This window comes from Microbacterium paraoxydans (genome assembly GCF_018224615.1).
GTDB classification, from domain to species: Bacteria; Actinomycetota; Actinomycetes; order Actinomycetales; family Microbacteriaceae; genus Microbacterium; species Microbacterium paraoxydans_B.
Genome location: NZ_JAGTUK010000003.1, coordinates 630,504 through 651,194, shown reverse-complemented (window position 1 = coordinate 651,194; position 20,691 = coordinate 630,504). Strand labels below are relative to the sequence as shown.

Sequence of the window (20,691 nt, the reverse complement as noted above, 5' to 3'; positions counted from 1 at the left end):
CTTGCTGCAGTGGGGTCTCAGGCGGTGGCGCGGAGGACCAGGGCGATCAGGTCGGCTAGCTCGTCGCTGCGTGGCACGAGCCGCTCGGGCCCGTGCACGTCGAGCGAGTTGTTGAAGTAGAGCCCGTCGCTCACGAGCATCACCAGGTCGAGGCTGGCGGTGTCGCGCACGTGCGGCCGGATGGTGTCCGCCCAGCGACGCCGGGTCTCGCGCAGCATGTCTGCGGCGCGTGCCGAGCCGCCCTGCGCGAGCCGGGTCGTCGCGATGAGCACGCGGTCGAGGGCGTCGTCCTCCATCACGGAGGTGCGCACGTAGTAGGCGACCGGGCCCTCCTCGGCGGCCGTCATGCGCTCCAGGTCGAGGGTCGTGAGGCGGTCGAGCCGGTCCAGCAGCCCGCTCTCGAGGTCGTCCTTGGAGTGGAAGTGGTACAGCAGCCCGCCCTTCGAGACGCCGGCGGCCTTGGCCGTCGCCTCGAGTGTCGCGGCACGTTCCCCCTCGGCGATGAGGATCTCCTCGAACGCATCGAGGACCTTTTCGCGGGCGAGGGGTGGTCGCGGCATGGTCATCCTCTGTTCGGGAAAGGGGCGATTCTGTTACTATACCAGCCGGACGGTTCATAAACGGAGCCGTCACGAGTCTGAGAGGTGTTCCATGAACCGTACTGCGTCGATCCCGACGACAGAGACGGAAGCCCCCCGCGTCGGAGCCAGGGGATGGGCGGCGCTCGTCGTCCTCATGCTCCCCGTGCTGCTGGTGTCGGTCGACAACACGGTGCTGAGCTTCGCGCTGCCCGAGATCTCCATCTCGCTCGCCCCCACCGGCGCCGAGCAGCTGTGGATCATCGACGTGTACCCGCTCGTGCTCGCCGGCCTCCTGGTGACCATGGGCACGCTCGGCGACCGCTTCGGCCGTCGTCGCCTGCTGCTGATCGGCGCCACCGGGTTCGCCGTGGTCTCGGCGCTGGCTGCGTTCGCCCCCACCGCCGGACTCCTCATCGCCGCCCGCGCCCTGCTCGGCTTCTTCGGCGCGATGCTCATGCCCTCCACGCTGTCGCTCCTGCGCTCGATCTTCCAGAACCGCGACCAGCGGCGGATGGCGATCGCGGTGTGGGCCTCGGCGTTCTCCGCCGGTGCCGCGCTGGGCCCGATCGTCGGCGGATTCCTGCTCGAGCACTTCGCGTGGGGGTCCGTGTTCCTCATCGCCGTCCCCGTGCTGATCCCACTGCTCATTGCCGCGCCGCTGCTGGTGCCCGAGAGCCGCGACCCGCACCCGGGCCGGATCGACCCGCTGAGCATCGCGCTGTCGATGGCCGCGATGATCCCGGTCGTCTACGCCATCAAGTCGTTCGCGGTCGACGGTCCCTCGCTGTACGCGGGCGGCTGGGCTGTGCTCGGCCTGGCGATGGGGGCGCTGTTCGTGCGTCGCCAGCTGCGCGCCGAGGTGCCGATGCTCGACATGGCCCTGTTCCGCCGCGGGTCGTTCTCCGGGGCGATCCTGGTGAACCTGCTCAGCGTGGTCGCCCTCGTCGGCTTCCTCTACTTCGTGTCGCAGCACGTGCAGCTCGTGCTCGGGCTGTCGCCCATGATGGCCGGTCTCGCGCTCGTGCCTGGCATGGCGGCCATGATCGTCGCCGGTCTCACGGTCGTGCCGATCTCACGTCGCGTGCCGCCGCACGTGCTGATCCCGGCGGCCCTGGTGTTCTCGGTCGTCGGCTACCTGATCGTGGCGGTCACGACACACGATCACGGCGTGCTGCCGCTGATCCTCGCGTTCGTCGTGCTGGGTATCGGCATCGGTGCGGCGGAGACCATCTCCAACGAGCTGATCCTCTCCAGCGCTCCCGCCGCGAAGGCGGGCGCGGCCAGCGCGGTGTCGGAGACGGCGTACGAGCTCGGCGCGGTCCTCGGCACGGCGATCCTCGGTGGCCTCATCACGGCGTTCTATCGCGGCGCGCTCGTGCTCCCCGACGGGCTGCCCGCCGAGGTCGCGCACGCCGCGCAGGAGACGCTCGCGGGTGCGTACACGGCCGCCCAGCAGCTGCCGGCGCAGCTCGGTGACGCGCTGTGGCAGGCCGCCGCCGACGCGTTCGGCTCCGGCGTGACCGTGACCTCGCTGATCGGTGCGGGGCTCGTCGTGATCGCCGCGGTGATCGCGGCCGTCACACTGCGCAAGGCACCCACGCACTGACCACTACGCTGGGGGGACCGGCCCGTTCGACCCGCGGTCGCGCCGCGGCCGGTCCACCCCCGTGCAGTGCGCAAGGAGTCTCATGTCGCGTGTCGTGAAGCTGGCCGTCATCCCGGGTGACGGCATCGGTCCCGAGGTCATCGCGGAGGCGGAGAAGGTGCTCGACGCCGTCACCGCCGACAGCGGCGTGACGTTCGACAAGACCCGCTTCTCGCTCGGCGCTGGCCGGTACCTCGAGACCGGTGACACGCTGACCGACGACGACCTCGCAGCGATCGCGGCGCACGATGCCATCCTCCTCGGCGCCGTGGGCGGGACGCCGGGCGACCCGCGGCTGAAGAACGCCAACATCGAGCGCGGGCTCCTGCTGAAGCTGCGATTCACGCTCGACCACTACGTGAACCTGCGCCCGTCGAAGCTGTTCACCGGGGCTCCCGGGCCCCTCGCCGACCCGGGCGACATCGACTTCGTGGTCGTGCGCGAGGGCACGGAGGGTCCCTACGTCGGCAACGGCGGCGCCATCCGCACAGGGACGCCGCAGGAGGTCGCGAACGAGACCTCGGTCAACACCGCCTTCGGCGTGGAGCGCGTCGTCCGCTACGCGTTCGACCTGGCGGAGCGGCGGCAGAAGAAGCTCACGCTCGTGCACAAGACCAACGTGCTGGTGCACGCTGGGGCGATCTGGCAGCGCATCGTGAACGAGGTGGCCACCGAGCACCCCGACGTGACCGTGGACTACCTGCACGTCGACGCCGCCACGATCTTCCTGGTCACCGACCCCTCACGGTTCGACGTGATCGTGACCGACAATCTCTTCGGTGACATCCTCACCGACCTCGCCGGCGCCGTCACGGGCGGCATCGGCCTCGCAGCCTCGGGGAACATCAACCCCGACGGCGCCTTCCCGTCGATGTTCGAGCCCGTGCACGGCTCGGCGCCGGACATCGCGGGTCAGCAGAAGGCCGACCCGACCGCGGCGATCCTGTCGATCGCCCTGCTGCTCGATCACCTCGGCCTCGCCGCCGAGTCGGCGCGGGTGAGCGCCGCGGTCGAGGCGGACATCGCCGCTCGCAGCGGCGCCCGCACCACCGCGGAGATCGGCTCCGCGATCACTGCCCGCCTGTGAAGCGCGGGCGTAGGCTGACAGGGCGCGAGGATGCGCCCGCCCACGAGGATTGGATGAGGACATGACGACCATCGAGACCGAGACGACCGTGGCTCCCCTGGAGTTCGCCGTCACGAAGAACCTGAACGCGGCCAGCCCGGCGCGTCTCGCCGAGGTGCTGGAGAACCCGGGCTTCGGGGTCGTCTTCACCGATCACATGGTCGACATCTGCTGGTCGGCCAAGGGAGGCTGGCACCGCCCCCGCGTGCAGCCCTACGGTCCCATCCCGCTCGACCCCGCCGCGTCGGTGCTGCACTACGCGCAGGAGATCTTCGAAGGCATCAAGGCCTATCGTCACGCGGACGGCTCGATCCACACCTTCCGTCCCGACCGCAACGCCGCCCGCCTGCAGGCGAGCGCTCGTCGCCTCGCCCTTCCCGAGCTTCCCACCGAGTACTTCATCCAGTCGCTGCGCGAGCTGATCGCGGTCGACGGTCGCTGGGTCCCCTCCGGTGCCGACCAGAGCCTGTACCTGCGGCCGTTCATGTTCGCCAAGGAGGCATTCCTCGGAGTGCGCGCGGCACAGAAGGTCGCGTACTACGTGATCGCGAGCCCCGCCGGCGCCTACTTCACCGGCGGCGTGAAGCCCGTGCGCATCTGGCTCTCGGAGGAGTACGCCCGCGCGGGCAAGGGCGGCACCGGCAAGGCGAAGACGGGTGGCAATTACGCCTCCAGCCTCCTGCCACAGGCCGAGGCGAGTGCGAAGGGCTGCGACCAGGTCGTGTTCCTCAACGAGAAGCGCCACGTCGAGGAGCTCGGCGGCATGAACGTCGTGTTCGTGTTCAAGGACGGTCGGGTGGTCACGCCGGAGTCCGACAGCATCCTCGAGGGCATCACGCGCGACTCGCTGCTGCAGCTCGCGGAGGACCGCGGCTACACAGTCGAGAAGCGGCCCATCTCGATCGACGAGTGGCGCCAGGGCGTGGCCTCCGGCGACATCGTCGAGGTGTTCGCGTGCGGCACCGCCGCGGTGGTCACGCCGATCGGCGCGCTGGTGGGTGAGGGCTTCGACGAGCCGCAGCCGCTCGGCGAGCTGGCGCTGTCGCTGCGCGAAGAGCTCACCGACATCCAGTACGGGCGCCGTGAGGACAAGCACGGCTGGCTCGTGCGCCTCGACGCCTGACCTCTGCTGGTGAAGACCCCGAGCCGGATCGCCCGGTTCGGGGTCTTCTGTGCTCGCTAGGCTGGACGCATGAAGATCGCCCGGTTCAGCCACGACGACGCCATCATGTACGGGATCATCGACGAGCGCGAGCTCGTGGTGCTGGCGGGGGACCCGATGTTCACCGGCTACGAGACGACCGGCGCCCGCGTCCCGCTGAGTGAGGCGACGCTGCTGGCGCCCGTGATCCCGCGCTCGAAGGTGGTGTGCGTCGGCAAGAACTATCACGATCACGCCGCCGAGATGGGCGGGGTGGCTCCCGAGGAGCCGCTGCTGTTCCTCAAGCCGAACACGGCCGTCATCGGTCCGGACGACGCGATCGTGCGACCGACGCTTTCGGAGCGCACCGAGTACGAGGGCGAGCTGGTGGTGGTGATCGGCAAGATCGCCAAGAACGTCAGCGCGGAGAACGCCCTCGACTACGTGCTCGGCTACACGATCGGCAACGATGTGACGGCGCGCGATCTGCAGCGCAAGGACGGGCAGTGGTCTCGGGCCAAGGGCTTCGACACCTTCTGCCCGCTCGGGCCGGTGATCGAGACCGATTTCGACCCGTCGACCGCCACGATCGAGACGCGCGTGAACGGCGAGGTGCGGCAGCACGCGCCACTCACCGACATGATCCACTCGGTCGCCGACATCATCGCCTACGCGTCGGCCGTGTTCACCCTCCTCCCGGGCGACGTCATCATGACCGGCACCCCGGCCGGGGTCGGCACGTTCGGCGCGGGTGACGTGGTCGAGGTGGAGATCTCGGGTCTCGGCATCCTTCGCAACACCGCACGCGACGCCGTTCCCGCGGCATGACAACGGGCGCCCTGTCCGCGGCGCAACGGACGGCGGTGCAGCGGCGCACGGTCCTGGTGCTGTCGCTCGGACAGGTGCTGGGCGGCATCGCGTTCGGTGCGACCGTGTCGCTGGGGGCGCTGCTCGCGGCGGACATCTCCGGGAACGACGCGCTGTCCGGCTTGGCCACGGCCTCGGTCACCCTCGGCGCCGCGGTGTGTGCGATCCCGCTCGCGCGCCTGGCCGCGCGGCTCGGGCGCCGCCGCGCGCTGACACTCGGGAACGTGTTCGCCCTCGTCGGCATCGCCGTGGTGATCCTCGCCGCGTCCGTGCGGGTGTTCCCGCTGCTGCTCGCCGGCATCGTGCTGATCGGCGCCGGCAACGCGGGCAACCTGCAGTCGCGGTTCGCGGCGACCGACCTGGCCGCGCCGGAGCATCGGGGGCGTGACCTGTCGATCGTGGTGTGGTCCACGACGATCGGGGGCGTCGCCGGACCACTGCTGCTCGGTCCCGGCGAACTCGTGGGCCATGCGATCGGCATGCCCCCGCAGACCGGGTCGTACGTGTTCTCCTTCGTCGCACAGTGCGCCGCGCTCGTGCTGTATCTCGTGGCGCTCCGCCCCGACCCGCTGCTCGCGGCGCAGCACCTGGCGACGCAGGCCGCAGCGACGACCGGCGTGGTCGCGCCGGATCGGCCGCGGGTCGCACGGTACGTCATCTTCGCGATCGCCGGATCCCACGTGGTCATGGCATCGGTGATGGCGATGACTCCCGTGCACCTGTCGCACATGGCCCACGGCGCGCACGGCGCAGCGGCCACACCGGCCGACGTCTCCGCGCTCGTGGGCGTCACGATCGCGCTGCACGTGGGGGGCATGTACGCACTGTCGCCCGTGTTCGGCGTGCTCGCCGACCGGTGGGGGCGGCTGCGCGTCGTGCTGCTCGGACAGGGCCTGCTCGGCGGCGCTCTGGCGTTCGCGGTGTTCGCCGGGACGGAGGCGTGGGGCGTGATGGTCGCGCTCATCCTGCTGGGCCTGGGGTGGAGCGCCGCAACGGTGGCGGGAGCGGCCCTCCTCACGGAGGCGTCCGCACCCGAGCTGCGCACACGCAGGCAGGGCCGCAGCGACTCGCTCATGAGCTTCTCCGCGGCGGCCGGCTCTGTGCTCGCGGGCATCGTGCTGTCCAACTTCCAGTACGCCGGGCTGGGTATCGCGGCCTCGGTGCTCGTGGTCGCGATCGTCGTGCTGGCTCCGCTGGGGCGCACTCGCGCGGGCGCAGGTCCGCGGGTCGCGTGACGGCCGGGGGAGTGCAGGCCACCCCCGTAGAATCGAAGGGCTATGGCTACTCCTCACCCCCTCACCACGACCGCCAGCGGCGCCGACGTCCGCGTTCGCTTCTGCCCCTCTCCGACGGGGCTGCCGCACGTCGGCATGGTCCGCACGGCTCTGTACAACTGGGCGTACGCGCGCCACAACGGCGGGAAGATGGTGTTCCGCATCGAGGACACAGACGCCGCGCGCGACAGCGAGGAGAGCTTCCGTCAGCTCGTCGACGCGCTCACTTGGCTCAAGATCGACTGGGACGAGGGCGTGGAGGTCGGCGGCCCGCACGCGCCCTACCGGCAGTCCGAGCGTCACGACATCTACCGCGAGGTGATCGACAAGCTCCTGGCGACGGGAGCGCTGTACGAGAGCTACTCGACCGCGGAGGAGATCGACGCGCGCAACGAGGCGAACGGCCGCGCCAAGCAGCTCGGCTACGACAACTACGACCGCGACCTGACGGACGAGCAGAAGGCCGCGTTCCGCGCCGAGGGGCGCCAGCCTGCGTTGCGCTTGCGCGTGCCCGACGAAGACGTCACCTATGTCGACCTCATCCGCGGCGAGGTCACGTTCCCGGCGGGGTCGTTCCCCGACTTCGTGGTCGTGCGGCCGAACGGCGTTCCGCTGTACACGTTCGTGAACCCGGTCGATGACGCGCTCATGGGCATCACGCACGTGCTGCGCGGTGAAGACCTGATGCCGTCCACGGCCCGCCAGCTGTCGCTGTACGCCGCCCTGATCGAGGCCGGTGTCACGACGTTCGTGCCGCGCTTCGCGCACATGCCGCTCGTGCTGGGGGAGACGGGCACCAAGAAGCTCTCCAAGCGCGACCCGCAGGCCGACCTGTTCCTGCATCGGGAGCGCGGCTTCATCCACGAGGGCCTGCTGAACTACCTCGCACTGCTCGGCTGGTCGATCGGGCCCGACCGCGACGTGTTCTCGCTGGACGAGTTCATCGCCGCGTTCGACATCGAGAACGTCAACCCGAACCCGGCCCGCTTCGACCAGAAGAAGGCGGAGTCGATCAACGGTGACCACATCCGCATGCTCGACGTGAAGGACTTCGCCGAACGCAGCGTGCCCTACCTTGCTGCCGCCGGGCTGTTCGACGAGCCGACGCACGAGCAGCTGGTGCTGGCCTTCCGTGCGGCGCCTCTCGTGCAGGAGCGCGTGCAGCTGCTGGGCGAGGTGCCCGGGATGCTCGGCTTCCTGTTCCGCGATGAGGTGTCGTACGACGCTGACGCACTCAAGGGTCTCCCGGCCAATGCGGGTGAGGTGCTCGACGCATGTGTCACGGCTCTCGAGCCGGTCGCCGACTTCACGCCGGACAAGATCCAGGAGGCGCTGGCCGCGGCCCTCGTGGAGAACCTCGAGCTCAAGCCGCGCGTGGCCTACGGTCCGCCTCGCGTCGCCATCACGGGGCGTCGGGTCTCGCCGCCGCTGTTCGAGTCGATGGAGCTGTTGGGCAAGGACGAGTCGCTGCGACGTCTGCGCGCACTGTCGGCCTTCCTCGCGAGCTGAGAGGCGACGCGCCCGAGTGGCGTCCGGGAGCCGCTGGTTTTGGCGATCGGTCGCCGCTCGGGTAAGCTTGACTCTCGGTGCGAGGCTCCGGTTTCGCCCTTGGGGTATGGTGTAATTGGCAACACGGCTGATTCTGGTTCAGTTGTTCTTGGTTCGAGTCCAGGTACCCCAGCACTGTACGAAGCCCGGAAATCCGCAACGGCGGAGGCCCGGGCTTCCGCCGTTTCTGGGCCGGGTGACGACCGCGGTCTTCCGCACATCAGGTCAGCACGAGCGCGCCGCTGCGCACGGCCAAGACGATCACCTGCACACGGTCCCGCGCATTCCACTTCGCCATGATCGAGCTCAGGTACCCCTTGACCGTGCCGACCGACAGGTGAAGCGCGGCGGCGATCTCCGAGGTGGACTTGCCCTCGCCCAGCGCCTCCAACACCTCCTGCTCCCGCGAGGTCAGCTCCGGGAGCGGAGAGAGGGTCGGACGGACGCGCAGGGCGCCCGGATTCGCCGAATGACGCCGCGGCACCCGTGAGTCGTGCGCGCGGAGAAGGTGGCCGACGGTCGCACCAGGCCCGTCTTCACGCGCGGGGGCATGGGGTGGTCGCCTCGTCGCGGCGTCGTCGAGCGAGAGGCTTCCCCGTACGCGAAGCGTGTGAGCGTCGACGAGAAGGAATTGGAGATCTCGCGTCGTCGATGTCCCTGGTCTGTCGTGTTCGCGTCGTCCCTGCAACCGCATGCCTTTTCCCCGAGCGACGGGCGTGTCCGTTCGATCCCCACCGTGCGTACCCGTTCGACAACCAGTGTGCCTCACATGAGGACTTTTGTCTGTCGGCTGTTTGGGGGACAACCGGTCGTCGGCTCACCCGGGCGCGACGTCACCGTCGCGCAACGACCAGCGGGCGGCGACGCCCAGTCCGTCGGGAAGCGTGTGACCGACCAGCACGATCAACGCGCGCTCGGCCCAGTGGTTCAGCTCCTCCACCATGAGGGCGGTGCTCTCGCGGTCCACGCCGTTGAAGGGCTCGTCCAGCAGCGCCACGGAGAAGTCGCCCATCGTGCACAGGAGGTACCAGAGCTTCCGCGTGGTGCCGGTGGACAACGCCGTCGTCCGCGAGCCGAACCACTCTTCGAGACCGAACCGGCGGGCGCGCTCGACGGCCGCCGCTCGATCCGTCCCGGCCAGGTCGGCCCCGAGAGCCAGATGGTCCACCAGGCTCAGGCGCGGATGGAGTGCCGGAGTTGCCCGGCACACACGCCGGACGGCCCTCGCATGCGACGTGCGCGCCTCGTGTCCGCTGATCCGGATGCTTCCGGCGCTCGGTCGCAGATAGCCCGAAGCGGCCTCGATGAACGTCGACTTGCCTGAGCCGTTCGGTGCGTCCAGGCGGATGATGCCCGGCCCCCGCAGCCTCGCGGTCAGGTCGACCAGCACCGGACGCGCGGGGCTGTAGCCCGCGGTCAGACCAGCGACCTGGATGGAAGGAACAGGATGCGTCGACGAGTGATCCACAGGGCACCTCCGAGGGTGAGAACGACGAGAACCAGGCCGAGCAGGGAGAGCCTCGCCGTCGCGGCGCTCAGCAGGGCGAGCGCGAGGGCCGCGGAGACGATCACGCAGAGGACGGCGCCCGCGAGGGACGTGCCGGCGGTACCATCCGGACCCGGCGGTTCGCCCGGGACCGCGGCCGCCGCGAACCACGCCGCCGCCAATGCGGACCACAGCACGGCGACGACCACGGCCACATCGCCGCCGAGCGTTGCCGAGGCCGCCGCGACCGGGACCGCTACGAGGGTCATGGCGGCCACTCCCACGGCCAGCGGAGTCGCCGCGAGAGCGGTCAGGTTGCCGCCCGCCTCCCAGCACGCCCGCCACCGTGCGGACAGTGCGGCCGGTCCGATCCAGCGAGTGAGCATCTCGGCCAGCGCCAGACCGAGGAAGAACGAGAACGCGACTGCCAGGCGATCGACGATCACCGTGGGCGGCGCCCAGGGAAAGACGTCTCGCGTCGTCAGCGACACACCCACGACCGCCGCGCCGACCGCCCAGCTGACGAAGACCAGCCGCGAGAATGCGGCCCGGCGTGCGGGCGGACGCAGGTCGCTCAGAACGATCCGGAGCCACGGCAGAGGGTGGCGCGCGGTGCCGCGCGTGGCGTCGCCGGGACCATCCGCGGTGATCGCCACGATCGGGAAGTTCTGCACACCGAGGTCCCGCAGGGCGCAGGAGGCAGCGGCCGCCGCAAGGACAGCGACGAGCAGGAGCACGGGCGCCGCCGCCCCCCAGAGATCGAGGGGGACCCCCGTGCGCTCCTGAGCCTCGGCGGCCGCGTCGACCGCACCACGCGCGATCACCGCGAGTGCGCCGCCGGCGGCGAGCCCGTACAGTCCGGCGCCGAGCGGTCCGGGGCGTCCGCCTCGGCGCGACCATGCCGCCACGGAGGCCGTGATCGCGAGGGCTCCCGCGGCGACCGCGAGGGGCATTGCACACACCGCGGCGAGCAGGGACCCCGCCGCCTGCCCCGCTGACGCCCGGACGAACACCCCCGCTGCGACGCCGAAGGCCACCGCGGCCATCACGACCAGACGCCCCGCAGCCTCCGTGAGCACGACCAACCGCCGCGGGATGCCCACCGCACGGAAGAAGTCTGCGCGGGGATGATCGGTCAACAGTGCGCGCCGCACCGTCAGGGTCTCGCGCACGGCGTGAGCGACGAGAGCGTAGAGGCCGACGGTGAGCGCCCCGAGCGCCGCGAACTCGACGCCGACCGGAGGAAACGCGCTGCGCAGGGCGTCGGTCGCGATCGCGGCAACGATGCCACAGCCGCAGACGAGTGCGAGAACCCCGACCATCTTCGCTCCGCGGAAGGTCGACAGCGGGAGTGACCAGCCGAGACTGTCGAGCGTGGCGGCATCTCTGATGTTCCGCGCCGCGCGCACCGCGGTGCGGGTCATAGCCGGTCGCGGGTGTGCGCCGCGCTCTCCTCCGCGCCGAGCGTGACCGCGACGGTGGCGTACCCCACAGCCACGACGAGGGCGGGCAGGTAGGTGAGAACGGCACCGCTCAGCGGAGAAGCGCCCCACGCCACGGCGATGGCGCTGGCGGCCAGGAAGTACGCTGTCGCGTCTCGCTTCACCCGCACCGTCGACGGGACGATCGCGAACACGAGCAGGGGCACCGCGATCGCCGCGACGATCGCGCTCACGAGCGCACCCGTACTCGGGCCGGACACGAGTGCGAGCACGGCGAACACCACGAGTGCCACCGCGAGCAGGATCGCGACGATGCGGCGGGTCTTCACATAGAGGTTCTGCATGCGGGCTCCTCGGATCAGAAGGCGAGTGACAGGGCCGCGACGGCCGCGAGGATGAGAGGGACGAGCAGCCAGGTCCGGGCGGAACGCCCGGACGCAGACGAGCGCCGGATGGTCAGGGCGGCCGCGACGGTGACGAGTCCGATCAGCCAGAGATACAGAAGCGGCGAGTCCTTCGGCGCGGCGACGCCGAGGGCCAGTGCCACGAGCTGCACGGGAATGGTCGCGCCTGCCCCCACCAGCACCGCGAAGCCCACGCCGGTCCGCCGCTCGCCGCCGCGGCAGACGCCGGTCGTGATCATCGCGCCGGGCAGGAGTCGCTCATCGATGGTGGCGCACAGGAGCAGGTACAGCCCCTGAAAGATCACGGACGCGACCACGGCCAGAGTCACTCCCGCCCGGACGGCGAGCTCGGCGAGGGCGGGGTCGTGCAGATCGGCGGTGAGTCCGCGCACCTGCGCGTCGCTCGCAATGCGCTCGAGCAGTTGGCCGGAGAGCCGGACGGTGGTCAGCACACCGAGGGCCAGCACCGCACCCCACAGGACGCGGCGGTCGGTCCGGGTGCGCGCTCGCACGGGCTCGTGCACCGGGGGAGCGGGCGGCGGAGGGGAGAAGGACATCAGTGACTCCGAGACGTGATCAGAGAGGTTTCGACGGCCGCGCCGACGACCAGTAGGAGGAGGGCCGCGCCCAAGACGAACAGAGCGGGGCGGAAGGCCGCGACGTACCGGGACAGTGGCGCCGCTGGTGGCACGCCACGAGAGGCGAGAAGCGCGGCTACCGCGGGAAGCATCCCCGCGGCCGCGGCGAGCAGCAGAGCGGGGATCTCGATCACGGCATAGCCGACCACCGAGCCGAGTGCCGAGGCGGCGCCGACCTCCGTGGCCGCCGCTCCCGTGCTCGCCCCCACCACGAACCCCTGGAAAGCGATCCCGAGCACCGAACCGATGCCGACCGTGAGCACGCCGCTGAAGAGGGCGAGTGCGACGGCTGTGTTGCGGAGCAGGATGCCCAGGAGGAGAGGGCTGCCGGTGTCGCCCAGGGGAGCCGCGAGCACCCCGCCTCCGCCCGCGGTCCGTCCGTGGAGCGTGGCGAAACCGACGCCGGCCGCCACCGTGAAGGGGAGGAGAGCGCTCAGGAACGCAATGACGAGTCGCCACCACCCCGATCGCACTCCTCCGCCCGTACGGGGGTGTTCAGGCAACGGCCGCCTTCTTGCCCCACGCGGTGATCGCCCAGCGCGCGGTCGCGACGACCGCGCCCGCGATGCCGCCGGAGACGACCGCCATCGCGATCGCGAGGACGGCGCCGCCCACGGTGATCGCGTTCACGATCTGCGAGGCGACGGCGGTGGAGAGGCCGAACATGCCGGCGATGTACGCCGCACTGAGGCCGGCGAACACGAGGCCGAGTGCGGCGACGACGGCGGCCGCGGTGATCGTGCCTCGCGACGTCCTCGATTCGGTGATCGGATTCTGCATGGTGTCCTTCTTTCGTCCTCCGTCTCGCGGGACGGGCCCGGGCTCTCTGCCCGACAACGAAAATCGTCGCTCGCGAGGTGTCGCGATGCGTAGGACGATCGACCGGACCTTCACCGGTCGATGGTTCAGAACCCGGGGATGCCGAGCGTCCGGCTCACTCGCATTCGCCGAGGAAGCCGAGGTAGCACACGGCTTCGTGCGTCACGGCGGGCTCGTAGTCGTCGTTGGACACTTGGCGCGTCGCGGTCTCCGGGGTGCGCGTGAGATGGCCGAAGTCTCCCAGGGAGGCGACGTAGGTGCCGTCGACGTCCTCCGCGATCATGCGGTCGATCTCGGCGCGGTGCTGGGCGCACAGCTCGGCGGCGGAGGGCACCAGTTCCACGTCGGCACAGGCTCCCGCGTACTGCGCCTCCATGGCGGCGATGCAGTCCGTCCAGTCCTGGTCGACGTAGCAGGGGCTCACGCCGTCGTCGGTCACGAAGTAGGCGCCCGTCTCGTATTCCTCGCTGTGGAACGTCTCCGGCTTCTCCGGCACGTCCACCTTGGTCCAGTGCCGGGCGGTGGCGAACGCGAAGACCGTGACGATCGCGGCGATCAGGAGCAGGGCCCCGACGATCGAGAGCGCGACCCAGAGTCCGACGCGACGCGGGCGAGCCGTGCCGCTCCCACCCGGGTCGAGGGGCGGCGTGCTGAACGGGGCGGCACCGGTCGCGTACGCCTCGGTCGTCGCACCGTAGGCGGCGGGATACGCGGTCGGGGCGGAGGTGGGCAGGTCGTGACCACCGAGCGGTATGGTCGCGGCGACGGTCTCCACGGGGGGTCTCGCCTGACCGCTGACGGTGAGCCAGTAGTCGTACCAGCTGCGGCTGGCCTGCTCATCGGCCTGCACCCGCCGGGCCTCGTCCGCGGTCAGCGGCAGGCCGAGGGCGCGCAGCCCCTCGTCGCTCAGCAGAGACGACCGGAACTCCTCGTATGACAGCGGCATGGTCGCAGAATATCGGTTCGGGCGTGTTCCGGCCGTTCGCGCCGCCGATGTCCGAGGTCGCTGGAACACTATCGAGGTGATCGGAATGAGCTCCTTCTGGCAAGCGCTGCCCACCGAGGGTCGGTGGCTGCTGTCGACCGTGGCCATACAGACGCTGGGCCGCGGCATGACCCTGCCGTTCACGATCATCTATCTCCACGAGGTGCGCGGCTTCGACCTGGGCTTCTCTGGCGCGCTCATGAGCCTGATCGCCATCACCGGCCTCGTCGTGACCGGACCGGGTGGCACGCTGATCGACCGCTACGGGGCCCGCCGCGTGCTGATCATCGGACTCGTGTCGATGATCGCCGGGTGCACGCTCCTCGCGTACGCGACGCACCCCGCCGTGGCCACGGTGGCGGTGGTCCTGATCGGCGTGAACTTCGGGGTCTCCTGGCCGGGCTTCAACGCGCTCATCGCCTCGGTGGTCGAGGGGGAGCTCCGCCAGCAGTACTTCGGCGTCAACTTCGCGCTTGTGAACCTGGGCATCGGCGTCGGCGGCATCATCGGCGGCTTCTTCGTGAACGTGGACGATCCCGCGACCTTCACCGCGATCTTCCTGGTGGATGCCGCGACCAGCCTCATCCCGCTCGCCCTGCTGCTCGGACCGCTCCGGCGCGTGCGCACGCAGCCGGAGCACGACGCGGCGGCAGACGACACCGCGGGCCGCTATCGCGAGATCGTGCGTCGTCCCGCGGTGCTGTGGCTGACGCTGCTCACGTTCCTGTCCGTCTTCATCGGCTATGGGCAGCTGGAGGCCGGGTTCCCGGCGTTCGCCCGGCAGGTCGCCGAGGTGTCGACGCGTGTCGTTGGCATCTCGTTCGCCGTCAACACCGCGGTCATCGTGCTGCTGCAGTTCGCGGTGCTGCGGCTCATCTCCGGCAGGCGACGCACGCGCGTGATGCAGGTCATGGCGCTCATCTGGGCCCTGTCCTGGGTCACGCTCGGGGCAGCGGGGCTGCTGCCCGGATCGCTCGCGGCCGCGATCGGAGTGATCGCCTTCATGGGGGTGTTCGCGTTCGGGGAGACCATGCTGCAGCCCACGGTGCCCGCCATCTACAACGACCTCGCGACGGACCGTACGCGTGGTCGATACAACGCGATCAACTCCGCGGCTTTCCAGGGCGGCGCGATCACCGGGCCGCTCGTCGCCGGACTGCTCCTCGGCGTCGGTGCCGACGGCTGGTTCGTCGCCGTCATGGTCGCGGGCAGCCTCGCGGTGGGAGTGCTGGCGCTCGTCCTCGAACGCGTCGTGCCCGCGGCCGCCAACGGGACGCCCGAGGTCCATCGAACGGTGGAGGCCACGGGCGACGCCCCGGTCTAGGCTCCGTTCCATGGCCCTCGAATCGCTGTTCCTCCGACTCGACCGGATCGCCGGCGGCCGACAGGCCGGGGTCGCGATCAGCGAGGCCGGCCGCACCCACCCGAAGACCGTTCGCGCGTTCACCTGGATCCTGTGGCTGCTCGTCGCGGAGCTCGTGCTGGGAGTGGGGGCGGTGGTGGTCGCCCTCGTCCTCGCGGTGGACGGCGAGCAGGTGCCGTTCGCGGTCTGGATGCGCACGCTCATCGTCCTGGCGATGACCGCCACCCTGTTCTACTTCGCCTGGCGGGCGCGGCGGGGATGGCGCTGGGCGTATCAGCGGCTCCGCCTGTTCGCGCAGATCTTCCCGGTGATCACACTGGTCATGGCGGCGATCCCCGGGCTGTACCCCGTGTGGATGGTGACCGAGCAGATCGTGTTCAGCCTGATCATGATCGGCATCGCCGACTTCCTCACGAGCGACCACATGCGCACGGTGTTCGCGAAGGAGCGGGCGGCGGATAGCACCTCGCCGGGGTGAGGCGCCACTCCCTTTTCGCGCGCGGCGTGCTCGGGCAGGCTCGCCTCGTGACCGGATGGGAGGAGCAGGCATGGCGCGGCTGATCAGGGTGGTGCCGGGTGTCGATCCCGGGTTCCGGCGACAGCGGTCAGGGTCGGGCTTCCGTTATGTCGACCCGACCGGGGCGCCCGCGCCGGAAGCCGACCGCGAACGCATCGGCGACCTGGTGATCCCTCCGGCGTGGCGCGACGTGTGGATCGCGGCCGATCCGCTCGCCCATATCCAGGCCGTCGGCATCGACCAGGCCGGACGCAAGCAGTACCTCTACCATCCGCTGTGGCGTGTCTCGCGGGACCGCCGGAAGTTCGTCCGTGCGCTCGACCTCGCCTCTGCGCTTCCGAGCGCACGAGCGCAGGTGACCAGGGCGCTGCGAGAAGAGGGCCAGACGAAGGAGAGGGCGCTCGCGATCGCGTTCCGCCTGCTCGACGACGCCGCCCTCCGCATCGGCTCGGAGCGGTACCTGGCGCGTCATGGCAGCCGCGGCCTGACCACCCTGCGGCGCCGCGACGTGCGCCTGGACGGCCGTGACGTCGCCCTGTCCTTCCCGGCGAAGAGCGGCCGCACCGCCTCGATCGAGATCACGGACGAGGCCCTCGCCGATGCTCTCACCGACTTCTCCGCCGGTGCCTCGAATGCGTTCCTGCTGGCGTACCGCAAGGGTCGGCGCCGGGTGAAGATCACCCCGGCCGAGGTCAACGCGTACCTGAAGGACGTCCTGGGGGCGAGCTTCACGGCGAAGGACTTCCGCACGCTGCACGGCACGATCATCGCGGCCGACGCCCTCGCACGCATCGGGGTGCTCGACCGGAAGGGGCAGCGCGCGCAGGCCGAGCGATTGGCCGTGCAGGCGGCGGCCACCGCGCTCGGGAACACGACTGCCGTCGCGCGCAACAGCTACATCGACCCGCGGGTGTTCCGTCAGTACGCGCGTGGGCGCACGCTCGACCTCGACGTGACTCCGGAGACGGCGATCCGCCGGCTGCTCGGCGGCCCGGAGACCTCGCGCAAGATCAACCGGAGAGAGACGGGAAGAGGGCGGCGATCCGCCGCGGCGTCGACCGCGTAGGCACGGCCGGAAACGCGCCGCCGGAGATCCGCGCCTGACCGCCGGCACCGTGCGAACCCGGTCAGGATGCCAGGATGGAGGGATGGACACCGCCAACCTGACCCGCGAGGAGACCGCTGCGCGATCCGTGGCCGTCACCCTCCACCGCATCCGCGTCGAGCTCGACCTGACCGGAGCGCCGGAGCGGGCCCGCACCGGATTCCCCACGGCCACGACGCTGGAGTTCGACGCGACGACCGACGCGACCTGGCTCGACTTCATCGGCGAAGAGGTACGCCGTGTCGAGGTCAACGGCGAGGAGCGCGAGGTGGAGTACGACGGCGCCCGCATCGCCCTCACCGGCCTCGCTGCGTCGAACGTCGTCCGGGTCGAGGCCATCGGCGCCTACAGTCGCTCGGGCGAGGGACTGCACCGCTTCCACGATCCCGCCGACGACCGCACGTACCTGTACACGCAGTACGAGCCGGCCGATTCGCGTCGCGTGATGGCGTGCTTCGAGCAGCCCGACCTCAAGGCCGCGTACACCTTCGTGGTGGATGCACCGTCGGGCTGGGAGGTGCTGTCGAACCAGTCACCCGCGCACGTCGATCTCGGCGTGGGTGTCCAGCGCGTGGAATTCGCACCCACGCTGCCGATCTCCAGTTACATCACCGCGGTCGCCGCCGGCCCCTACACGCGCGTGGACGGCGAGTGGACGCGTGACGAACAGCGCATCGCACTCGGCCTCTTCGTGCGGCGGTCGCTCGCGGAGCACCTCGAGGCGGAGGAGATCCTGGAGGTCACCCGACAGGGTCTCGACTTCTTCACCGATGCGTTCGCCTACCCGTACCCGTGGGGCAAGTACGACCAGATCTTCGTCCCCGAGTACAACCTCGGCGCGATGGAGAACCCGGGGCTGGTGACGTTCACCGAGTCGTACCTGTCTCGGGGCGCGGCCACGGAGGCGCAGCGGGCGGCCAGGGCGAACACGATCCTGCACGAGATGGCGCACATGTGGTTCGGTGACCTCGTGACCATGACGTGGTGGGACGACCTGTGGCTCAAGGAGTCGTTCGCCGACTACATGGGGTCGCACGCGTCGGCCGTCGCGACGCGGTTCCACGATGCGTGGGTCACGTTCGCGATGCGCCGCAAGTCGTGGGCGTATCAGCAGGATCAGCTGCCGACGACCCACCCGATCGTGGCGGACATCCCCGACCTCGAGGCCGCGAAGCTCAACTTCGACGGCATCACCTACGCCAAGGGCGCCTCGGTGCTGAAGCAGCTGGTCGCCTATGTCGGCGACGACGCGTTCTTCGAGGGCGCGCGCCGGTACTTCGCGGCGAACGCGTTCGGCAACACCACGCTCGAGGATTTCCTCGTGCAGCTCAGCGCGGTCTCCGGTCGCGACATGACCGACTGGGCGGCCGCGTGGTTGCAGACGACCGGGGTCTCCACGCTGCGCATCGAGGCCGATGACGACGGCCACCGCTTCCTCACGCAGAGCGGTTCGCGTCCGCATCGGCTGCGCATCGGTTTCTACGACCGCGTCGACGGTCGGGTCGTGCGCCGCGAGCAACGGGAGCTGGATCTTCCCGGCGAGCGCGTGCAGATCGACGTGCCCGACGCGGATCTCGTGCTGCTGAACGACGACGACCTCACGTACGCGAAGACCCGGTTGGACGAGCGGTCTCTTGCGACGGTGGAGGAGTCGCTGTCGGCGATCGAGGATCCGCTGGCTCGAGCACTCGTCTGGTCGGCGCTGTGGAACGCGACCCGTGACGGGGAGCTCGATGCGTCGCGGTTCCTGCGCATCGTCCGCGCGCACGCGCCGGCGGAGCCGAACGGCGCGCTCCAGGCTGCGGCGCTGCAGAACGCGGCGTTCACGGTGCGGCACTTCGTCGCCGACGACCGGCGCACCGAGGAGCAGCGCGCGTGGACCGAGGCGTGCTGGTCGGCACTGCAGTCCGCGGCGGCGGGCAGTGACGCGCAGCTGTCGTGGGCGCGGGCCCTGGCGGCGGCGTCGGCGTTCGATGACGTGCACCACGGTGACCTGCGCGACATGCTCGACGGTCGTGCCCCCGACGGACTCGTGATCGACCCCGATCTGCGGTGGCAGCTGCTGACGGCGCTTGTGACGACAGGGCACGCCGATGGCATGGACATCGCCGCCGAGGAGGAGCGCGACGACACCGGCGACGGGCGCACCGCCGCCCGCCGTGCACGGGCGTCGCGTCCCGACGCGTCCGCGCGCGCTGCGGCGTGGGCGGCGGCCTGGGACGATCACTCGCTCACGAACGACCACCTCGACGCCGAGATCGCCGGTTTCCGCGCGGGCGGTCGCCGCGACCTGATCGCCGGCTTCGACGCCGAGTACTTCTCCCGCATCCGCGAGGCCTGGAGCGAACGCAGCATCGAGCTCGCGCAGCGCCTCGTGCTCGGGCTGTTCCCGGCGAGTGACACGCTCGACCCGGTGGACGCCTGGCTCGACGCCAACCCGGACGCGCCGGGGGCGCTGCGCCGCCTCGTGGTGGAGCAGCGCGACCATCTGGCCAGGGACCTCCGGGTCCGCGCGGCCCAGGGCTAGTCCGGCTCGACCGTCATCCCCATGACCGTGCGCACGATCCACTCGTGCGCACGGTCATCCTCGATGTGCCGCATGCCCAGGTTCTCCGCGACTCGGCGCGACGCGGTGTTGTCGGGGTGGATGATCGCGGTCAACAGCGTCGGTGCGAGTTCACGCGCGACGAGCTCGACGCAGGCGCGCGCGGCCTCGGTGGCATAGCCCCGCCCCTGGAGCTCGCGCCGCACGTGGTAGCCGACCTCGAGCACGGGCCTGCCGTTGGACGATTGCCACGTGAGTCCGCAGTCGCCGACGAACGTGCCGTCGCGGGTCTCCACGGTCCACAGTCCGTGCCCGTCTCTCGCATAGCGCTCGCGCATCCGCGCGATCCACTCCGCACTCTCCGCCCGGGTCTTCGGCGCGGGGTAGTACGTCATCACCGCGGGGTCGCCGAGGAGCGCGGCGAGGTCGTCCAGGTCGGCCTCGGTCATCTCCCGGAACACGAGCCGCGCGGTCGGACGGGGGAGCAGTCGTCGCGGGGCGGCCGACGGTGCCGTGCTCACAGGTCGAGCGAGTCGCCGGGATCCAGCACGAAGAACTCGCCGCCGTGCTGCTCGGTCGCCCACTGCAGGCGCTGCCGATGCATGTTGCGCCCGATCACGGAGAGCGTCATGTCATGGGTGCCGAACGCGCGGCGCGGCTTGACCGCGAGCACGTAGTCCATCGCCTCGCCGATCTTGAGCCACGGACCGCCGAGCGGTGCGGCCAGGGTCGGCACGTCGACGCCCTCCGGTACCGCGTACGAGTCGCCCGGATAGTAGAGCTCATCGTTGACCAGCACGCCGACGTTGTCGATGGTCGGGATGGACGAGTGGATCACGGCGTGGGTGCCGCCGAAGAAGCGCAGCGTGAAAGGCCCGACCTCGACGGTGTCGCCGGGAGAGACGACCGTGATGTCGTAGCCCTCCGCCGCCCGCGCGACCCCCTCGGGTCCATAGACGGGCGTGCCGGGTGCGGCGCGCAGGATCCGATCCAACTGTTCCGGAGTCCAGTGATCGGGATGCTCGTGGGTGAGCACCACCCCTACCAGTCCGCTGAGGTCGTCGGGCGGGGTCGTGAACGAGCCCGGGTCGACCAAGAGGGTCTGGCCGTTGAGGTCGAGGCGGAGGGCGGCATGTTCGAACTTGGAGACGCGCATGACACGAGTCAACCCCTCCACGGTCGCTGCGGCAATCACCCCGGCGGCG

The 20,691-nt window shown here is 70.4% G+C and carries 21 protein-coding genes and 1 tRNA gene; 11 read left to right on the top strand and 11 right to left on the bottom strand.

Annotated elements, in window-relative coordinates; all coding sequences use genetic code 11:
- Positions 1–17: 17 nt before the first annotated feature.
- The gene (locus KE274_RS13350) at positions 18–560 is read right to left on the bottom strand and encodes a TetR/AcrR family transcriptional regulator (protein ID WP_211544507.1); all 543 of its coding nucleotides are present in this window, start codon (positions 558–560) and stop codon (positions 18–20) included.
- A gap of 91 nt (positions 561–651) precedes the next feature.
- Here KE274_RS13350 and KE274_RS13345 point away from each other — a divergent pair, with 91 nt between their 5' ends.
- The 7 genes from KE274_RS13345 to KE274_RS13315 all read left to right on the top strand — a co-directional run bounded on the left by KE274_RS13345 (position 652) and on the right by KE274_RS13315 (position 8,315).
- Positions 652–2,187, top strand: a complete 1,536-nt coding sequence (locus KE274_RS13345; RefSeq protein WP_211544505.1) for an MFS transporter — start codon at positions 652–654, stop codon at positions 2,185–2,187.
- 82 nt (positions 2,188–2,269) lie between these two features.
- A complete protein-coding gene (locus KE274_RS13340) occupies positions 2,270–3,313 on the top strand; it encodes a 3-isopropylmalate dehydrogenase (protein WP_211544496.1) in 1,044 nt (347 codons plus the stop codon).
- A 61-nt stretch (positions 3,314–3,374) separates the two neighbouring features.
- Complete coding sequence (locus KE274_RS13335; RefSeq protein ID WP_211544488.1) at positions 3,375–4,475, top strand: branched-chain amino acid aminotransferase; 1,101 nt, start codon at positions 3,375–3,377, stop codon at positions 4,473–4,475.
- Between the two features lie 69 nt (positions 4,476–4,544).
- Complete coding sequence (locus tag KE274_RS13330) at positions 4,545–5,321, top strand: fumarylacetoacetate hydrolase family protein (protein ID WP_211544486.1); 777 nt, start codon at positions 4,545–4,547, stop codon at positions 5,319–5,321.
- Positions 5,318–6,595, top strand: a complete 1,278-nt coding sequence (locus tag KE274_RS13325; RefSeq protein WP_211544484.1) for an MFS transporter — start codon at positions 5,318–5,320, stop codon at positions 6,593–6,595. Before KE274_RS13330 ends, KE274_RS13325 begins: the two co-directional genes overlap by 4 nt.
- Before the next feature lie 42 nt (positions 6,596–6,637).
- Positions 6,638–8,143, top strand: coding sequence for a glutamate--tRNA ligase (gltX, locus tag KE274_RS13320; protein WP_211544481.1), 1,506 nt, complete (start codon positions 6,638–6,640; stop codon positions 8,141–8,143).
- Between the two features lie 100 nt (positions 8,144–8,243).
- A tRNA-Gln gene (locus KE274_RS13315) sits at positions 8,244–8,315 on the top strand.
- A gap of 87 nt (positions 8,316–8,402) precedes the next feature.
- Here the strand turns inward: KE274_RS13315 and KE274_RS16795 are convergent.
- From KE274_RS16795 to KE274_RS13275, 8 genes are all read right to left on the bottom strand, one after another.
- Positions 8,403–8,666 (bottom strand): response regulator transcription factor, encoded by a 264-nt coding sequence (locus tag KE274_RS16795; RefSeq protein ID WP_211544479.1) that lies wholly within the window; start codon positions 8,664–8,666, stop codon positions 8,403–8,405.
- 333 nt (positions 8,667–8,999) lie between these two features.
- Positions 9,000–9,650, bottom strand: a complete 651-nt coding sequence (locus tag KE274_RS13305; RefSeq protein ID WP_211544477.1) for an ABC transporter ATP-binding protein — start codon at positions 9,648–9,650, stop codon at positions 9,000–9,002.
- Positions 9,599–11,092 carry a hypothetical protein gene (locus KE274_RS13300; RefSeq protein WP_211544475.1) on the bottom strand — a complete coding sequence of 498 codons (1,494 nt, stop codon included), beginning with the start codon at positions 11,090–11,092 and terminating at the stop codon, positions 9,599–9,601. Before KE274_RS13300 ends, KE274_RS13305 begins: the two co-directional genes overlap by 52 nt.
- On the bottom strand, positions 11,089–11,454 hold the full coding sequence (locus KE274_RS13295; RefSeq protein WP_211544473.1) for a hypothetical protein: 366 nt from the start codon (positions 11,452–11,454) through the stop codon (positions 11,089–11,091). The genes KE274_RS13300 and KE274_RS13295 overlap by 4 nt, the downstream gene beginning before the upstream one ends.
- Positions 11,455–11,468: 14 nt before the next feature.
- Complete coding sequence (locus KE274_RS13290) at positions 11,469–12,071, bottom strand: hypothetical protein (RefSeq protein ID WP_211544472.1); 603 nt, start codon at positions 12,069–12,071, stop codon at positions 11,469–11,471.
- Positions 12,071–12,655 carry a stage II sporulation protein M gene (locus tag KE274_RS13285; protein ID WP_211544470.1) on the bottom strand — a complete coding sequence of 195 codons (585 nt, stop codon included), beginning with the start codon at positions 12,653–12,655 and terminating at the stop codon, positions 12,071–12,073. The genes KE274_RS13290 and KE274_RS13285 overlap by 1 nt, the downstream gene beginning before the upstream one ends.
- Positions 12,648–12,932 carry an uberolysin/carnocyclin family circular bacteriocin gene (locus tag KE274_RS13280; RefSeq protein ID WP_211544468.1) on the bottom strand — a complete coding sequence of 95 codons (285 nt, stop codon included), beginning with the start codon at positions 12,930–12,932 and terminating at the stop codon, positions 12,648–12,650. Before KE274_RS13280 ends, KE274_RS13285 begins: the two co-directional genes overlap by 8 nt.
- A 154-nt stretch (positions 12,933–13,086) precedes the next feature.
- Positions 13,087–13,917, bottom strand: a complete 831-nt coding sequence (locus tag KE274_RS13275) for a hypothetical protein (protein WP_211544466.1) — start codon at positions 13,915–13,917, stop codon at positions 13,087–13,089.
- 85 nt (positions 13,918–14,002) lie between these two features.
- On the opposite strand from KE274_RS13275, the gene KE274_RS13270 reads away from it, so the two are divergent.
- The 4 genes from KE274_RS13270 (at position 14,003) to pepN (ending at position 19,468) form a co-directional block, all read left to right on the top strand.
- Positions 14,003–15,280, top strand: a complete 1,278-nt coding sequence (locus KE274_RS13270; protein WP_249186322.1) for an MFS transporter — start codon at positions 14,003–14,005, stop codon at positions 15,278–15,280.
- A 10-nt stretch (positions 15,281–15,290) separates the two neighbouring features.
- Positions 15,291–15,797, top strand: coding sequence for a hypothetical protein (locus tag KE274_RS13265; protein ID WP_211544462.1), 507 nt, complete (start codon positions 15,291–15,293; stop codon positions 15,795–15,797).
- 70 nt (positions 15,798–15,867) lie between these two features.
- Complete coding sequence (locus tag KE274_RS13260; protein ID WP_211544460.1) at positions 15,868–16,902, top strand: DNA topoisomerase IB; 1,035 nt, start codon at positions 15,868–15,870, stop codon at positions 16,900–16,902.
- 82 nt (positions 16,903–16,984) lie between these two features.
- Complete coding sequence (gene pepN, locus KE274_RS13255) at positions 16,985–19,468, top strand: aminopeptidase N (RefSeq protein ID WP_211544458.1); 2,484 nt, start codon at positions 16,985–16,987, stop codon at positions 19,466–19,468.
- Here pepN and KE274_RS13250 read toward each other — a convergent pair.
- On the bottom strand, positions 19,465–20,007 hold the full coding sequence (locus KE274_RS13250; protein ID WP_307872210.1) for a GNAT family N-acetyltransferase: 543 nt from the start codon (positions 20,005–20,007) through the stop codon (positions 19,465–19,467). The two genes, pepN and KE274_RS13250, sit on opposite strands and share 4 nt — an antisense overlap.
- Positions 20,004–20,642, bottom strand: a complete 639-nt coding sequence (locus KE274_RS13245; RefSeq protein ID WP_211544456.1) for an MBL fold metallo-hydrolase — start codon at positions 20,640–20,642, stop codon at positions 20,004–20,006. The genes KE274_RS13250 and KE274_RS13245 overlap by 4 nt, the downstream gene beginning before the upstream one ends.
- Between the last annotated feature and the right edge of the window lie 49 nt (positions 20,643–20,691).

Bases quoted from the DNA above. Each gene is read 5' to 3' on its own strand.
- KE274_RS13350 (WP_211544507.1), bottom strand. From the start codon at position 560: ATGCCGCGACCACCCCTCGCCCGCGAAAAGGTCCTCGATGCGTTCGAG.
- KE274_RS13345 (WP_211544505.1), top strand. From the start codon at position 652: ATGAACCGTACTGCGTCGATCCCGACGACAGAGACGGAAGCCCCCCGC.
- KE274_RS13340 (WP_211544496.1), top strand. From the start codon at position 2,270: ATGTCGCGTGTCGTGAAGCTGGCCGTCATCCCGGGTGACGGCATCGGT.
- KE274_RS13335 (WP_211544488.1), top strand. From the start codon at position 3,375: ATGACGACCATCGAGACCGAGACGACCGTGGCTCCCCTGGAGTTCGCC.
- KE274_RS13330 (WP_211544486.1), top strand. From the start codon at position 4,545: ATGAAGATCGCCCGGTTCAGCCACGACGACGCCATCATGTACGGGATC.
- KE274_RS13325 (WP_211544484.1), top strand. From the start codon at position 5,318: ATGACAACGGGCGCCCTGTCCGCGGCGCAACGGACGGCGGTGCAGCGG.
- gltX (WP_211544481.1), top strand. From the start codon at position 6,638: ATGGCTACTCCTCACCCCCTCACCACGACCGCCAGCGGCGCCGACGTC.
- KE274_RS13300 (WP_211544475.1), bottom strand. From the start codon at position 11,092: ATGACCCGCACCGCGGTGCGCGCGGCGCGGAACATCAGAGATGCCGCC.
- KE274_RS13295 (WP_211544473.1), bottom strand. From the start codon at position 11,454: ATGCAGAACCTCTATGTGAAGACCCGCCGCATCGTCGCGATCCTGCTC.
- KE274_RS13290 (WP_211544472.1), bottom strand. From the start codon at position 12,071: ATGTCCTTCTCCCCTCCGCCGCCCGCTCCCCCGGTGCACGAGCCCGTG.
- KE274_RS13280 (WP_211544468.1), bottom strand. From the start codon at position 12,932: ATGCAGAATCCGATCACCGAATCGAGGACGTCGCGAGGCACGATCACC.
- KE274_RS13275 (WP_211544466.1), bottom strand. From the start codon at position 13,917: ATGCCGCTGTCATACGAGGAGTTCCGGTCGTCTCTGCTGAGCGACGAG.
- KE274_RS13270 (WP_249186322.1), top strand. From the start codon at position 14,003: ATGAGCTCCTTCTGGCAAGCGCTGCCCACCGAGGGTCGGTGGCTGCTG.
- KE274_RS13265 (WP_211544462.1), top strand. From the start codon at position 15,291: ATGGCCCTCGAATCGCTGTTCCTCCGACTCGACCGGATCGCCGGCGGC.
- KE274_RS13260 (WP_211544460.1), top strand. From the start codon at position 15,868: ATGGCGCGGCTGATCAGGGTGGTGCCGGGTGTCGATCCCGGGTTCCGG.
- pepN (WP_211544458.1), top strand. From the start codon at position 16,985: ATGGACACCGCCAACCTGACCCGCGAGGAGACCGCTGCGCGATCCGTG.
- KE274_RS13245 (WP_211544456.1), bottom strand. From the start codon at position 20,642: ATGCGCGTCTCCAAGTTCGAACATGCCGCCCTCCGCCTCGACCTCAAC.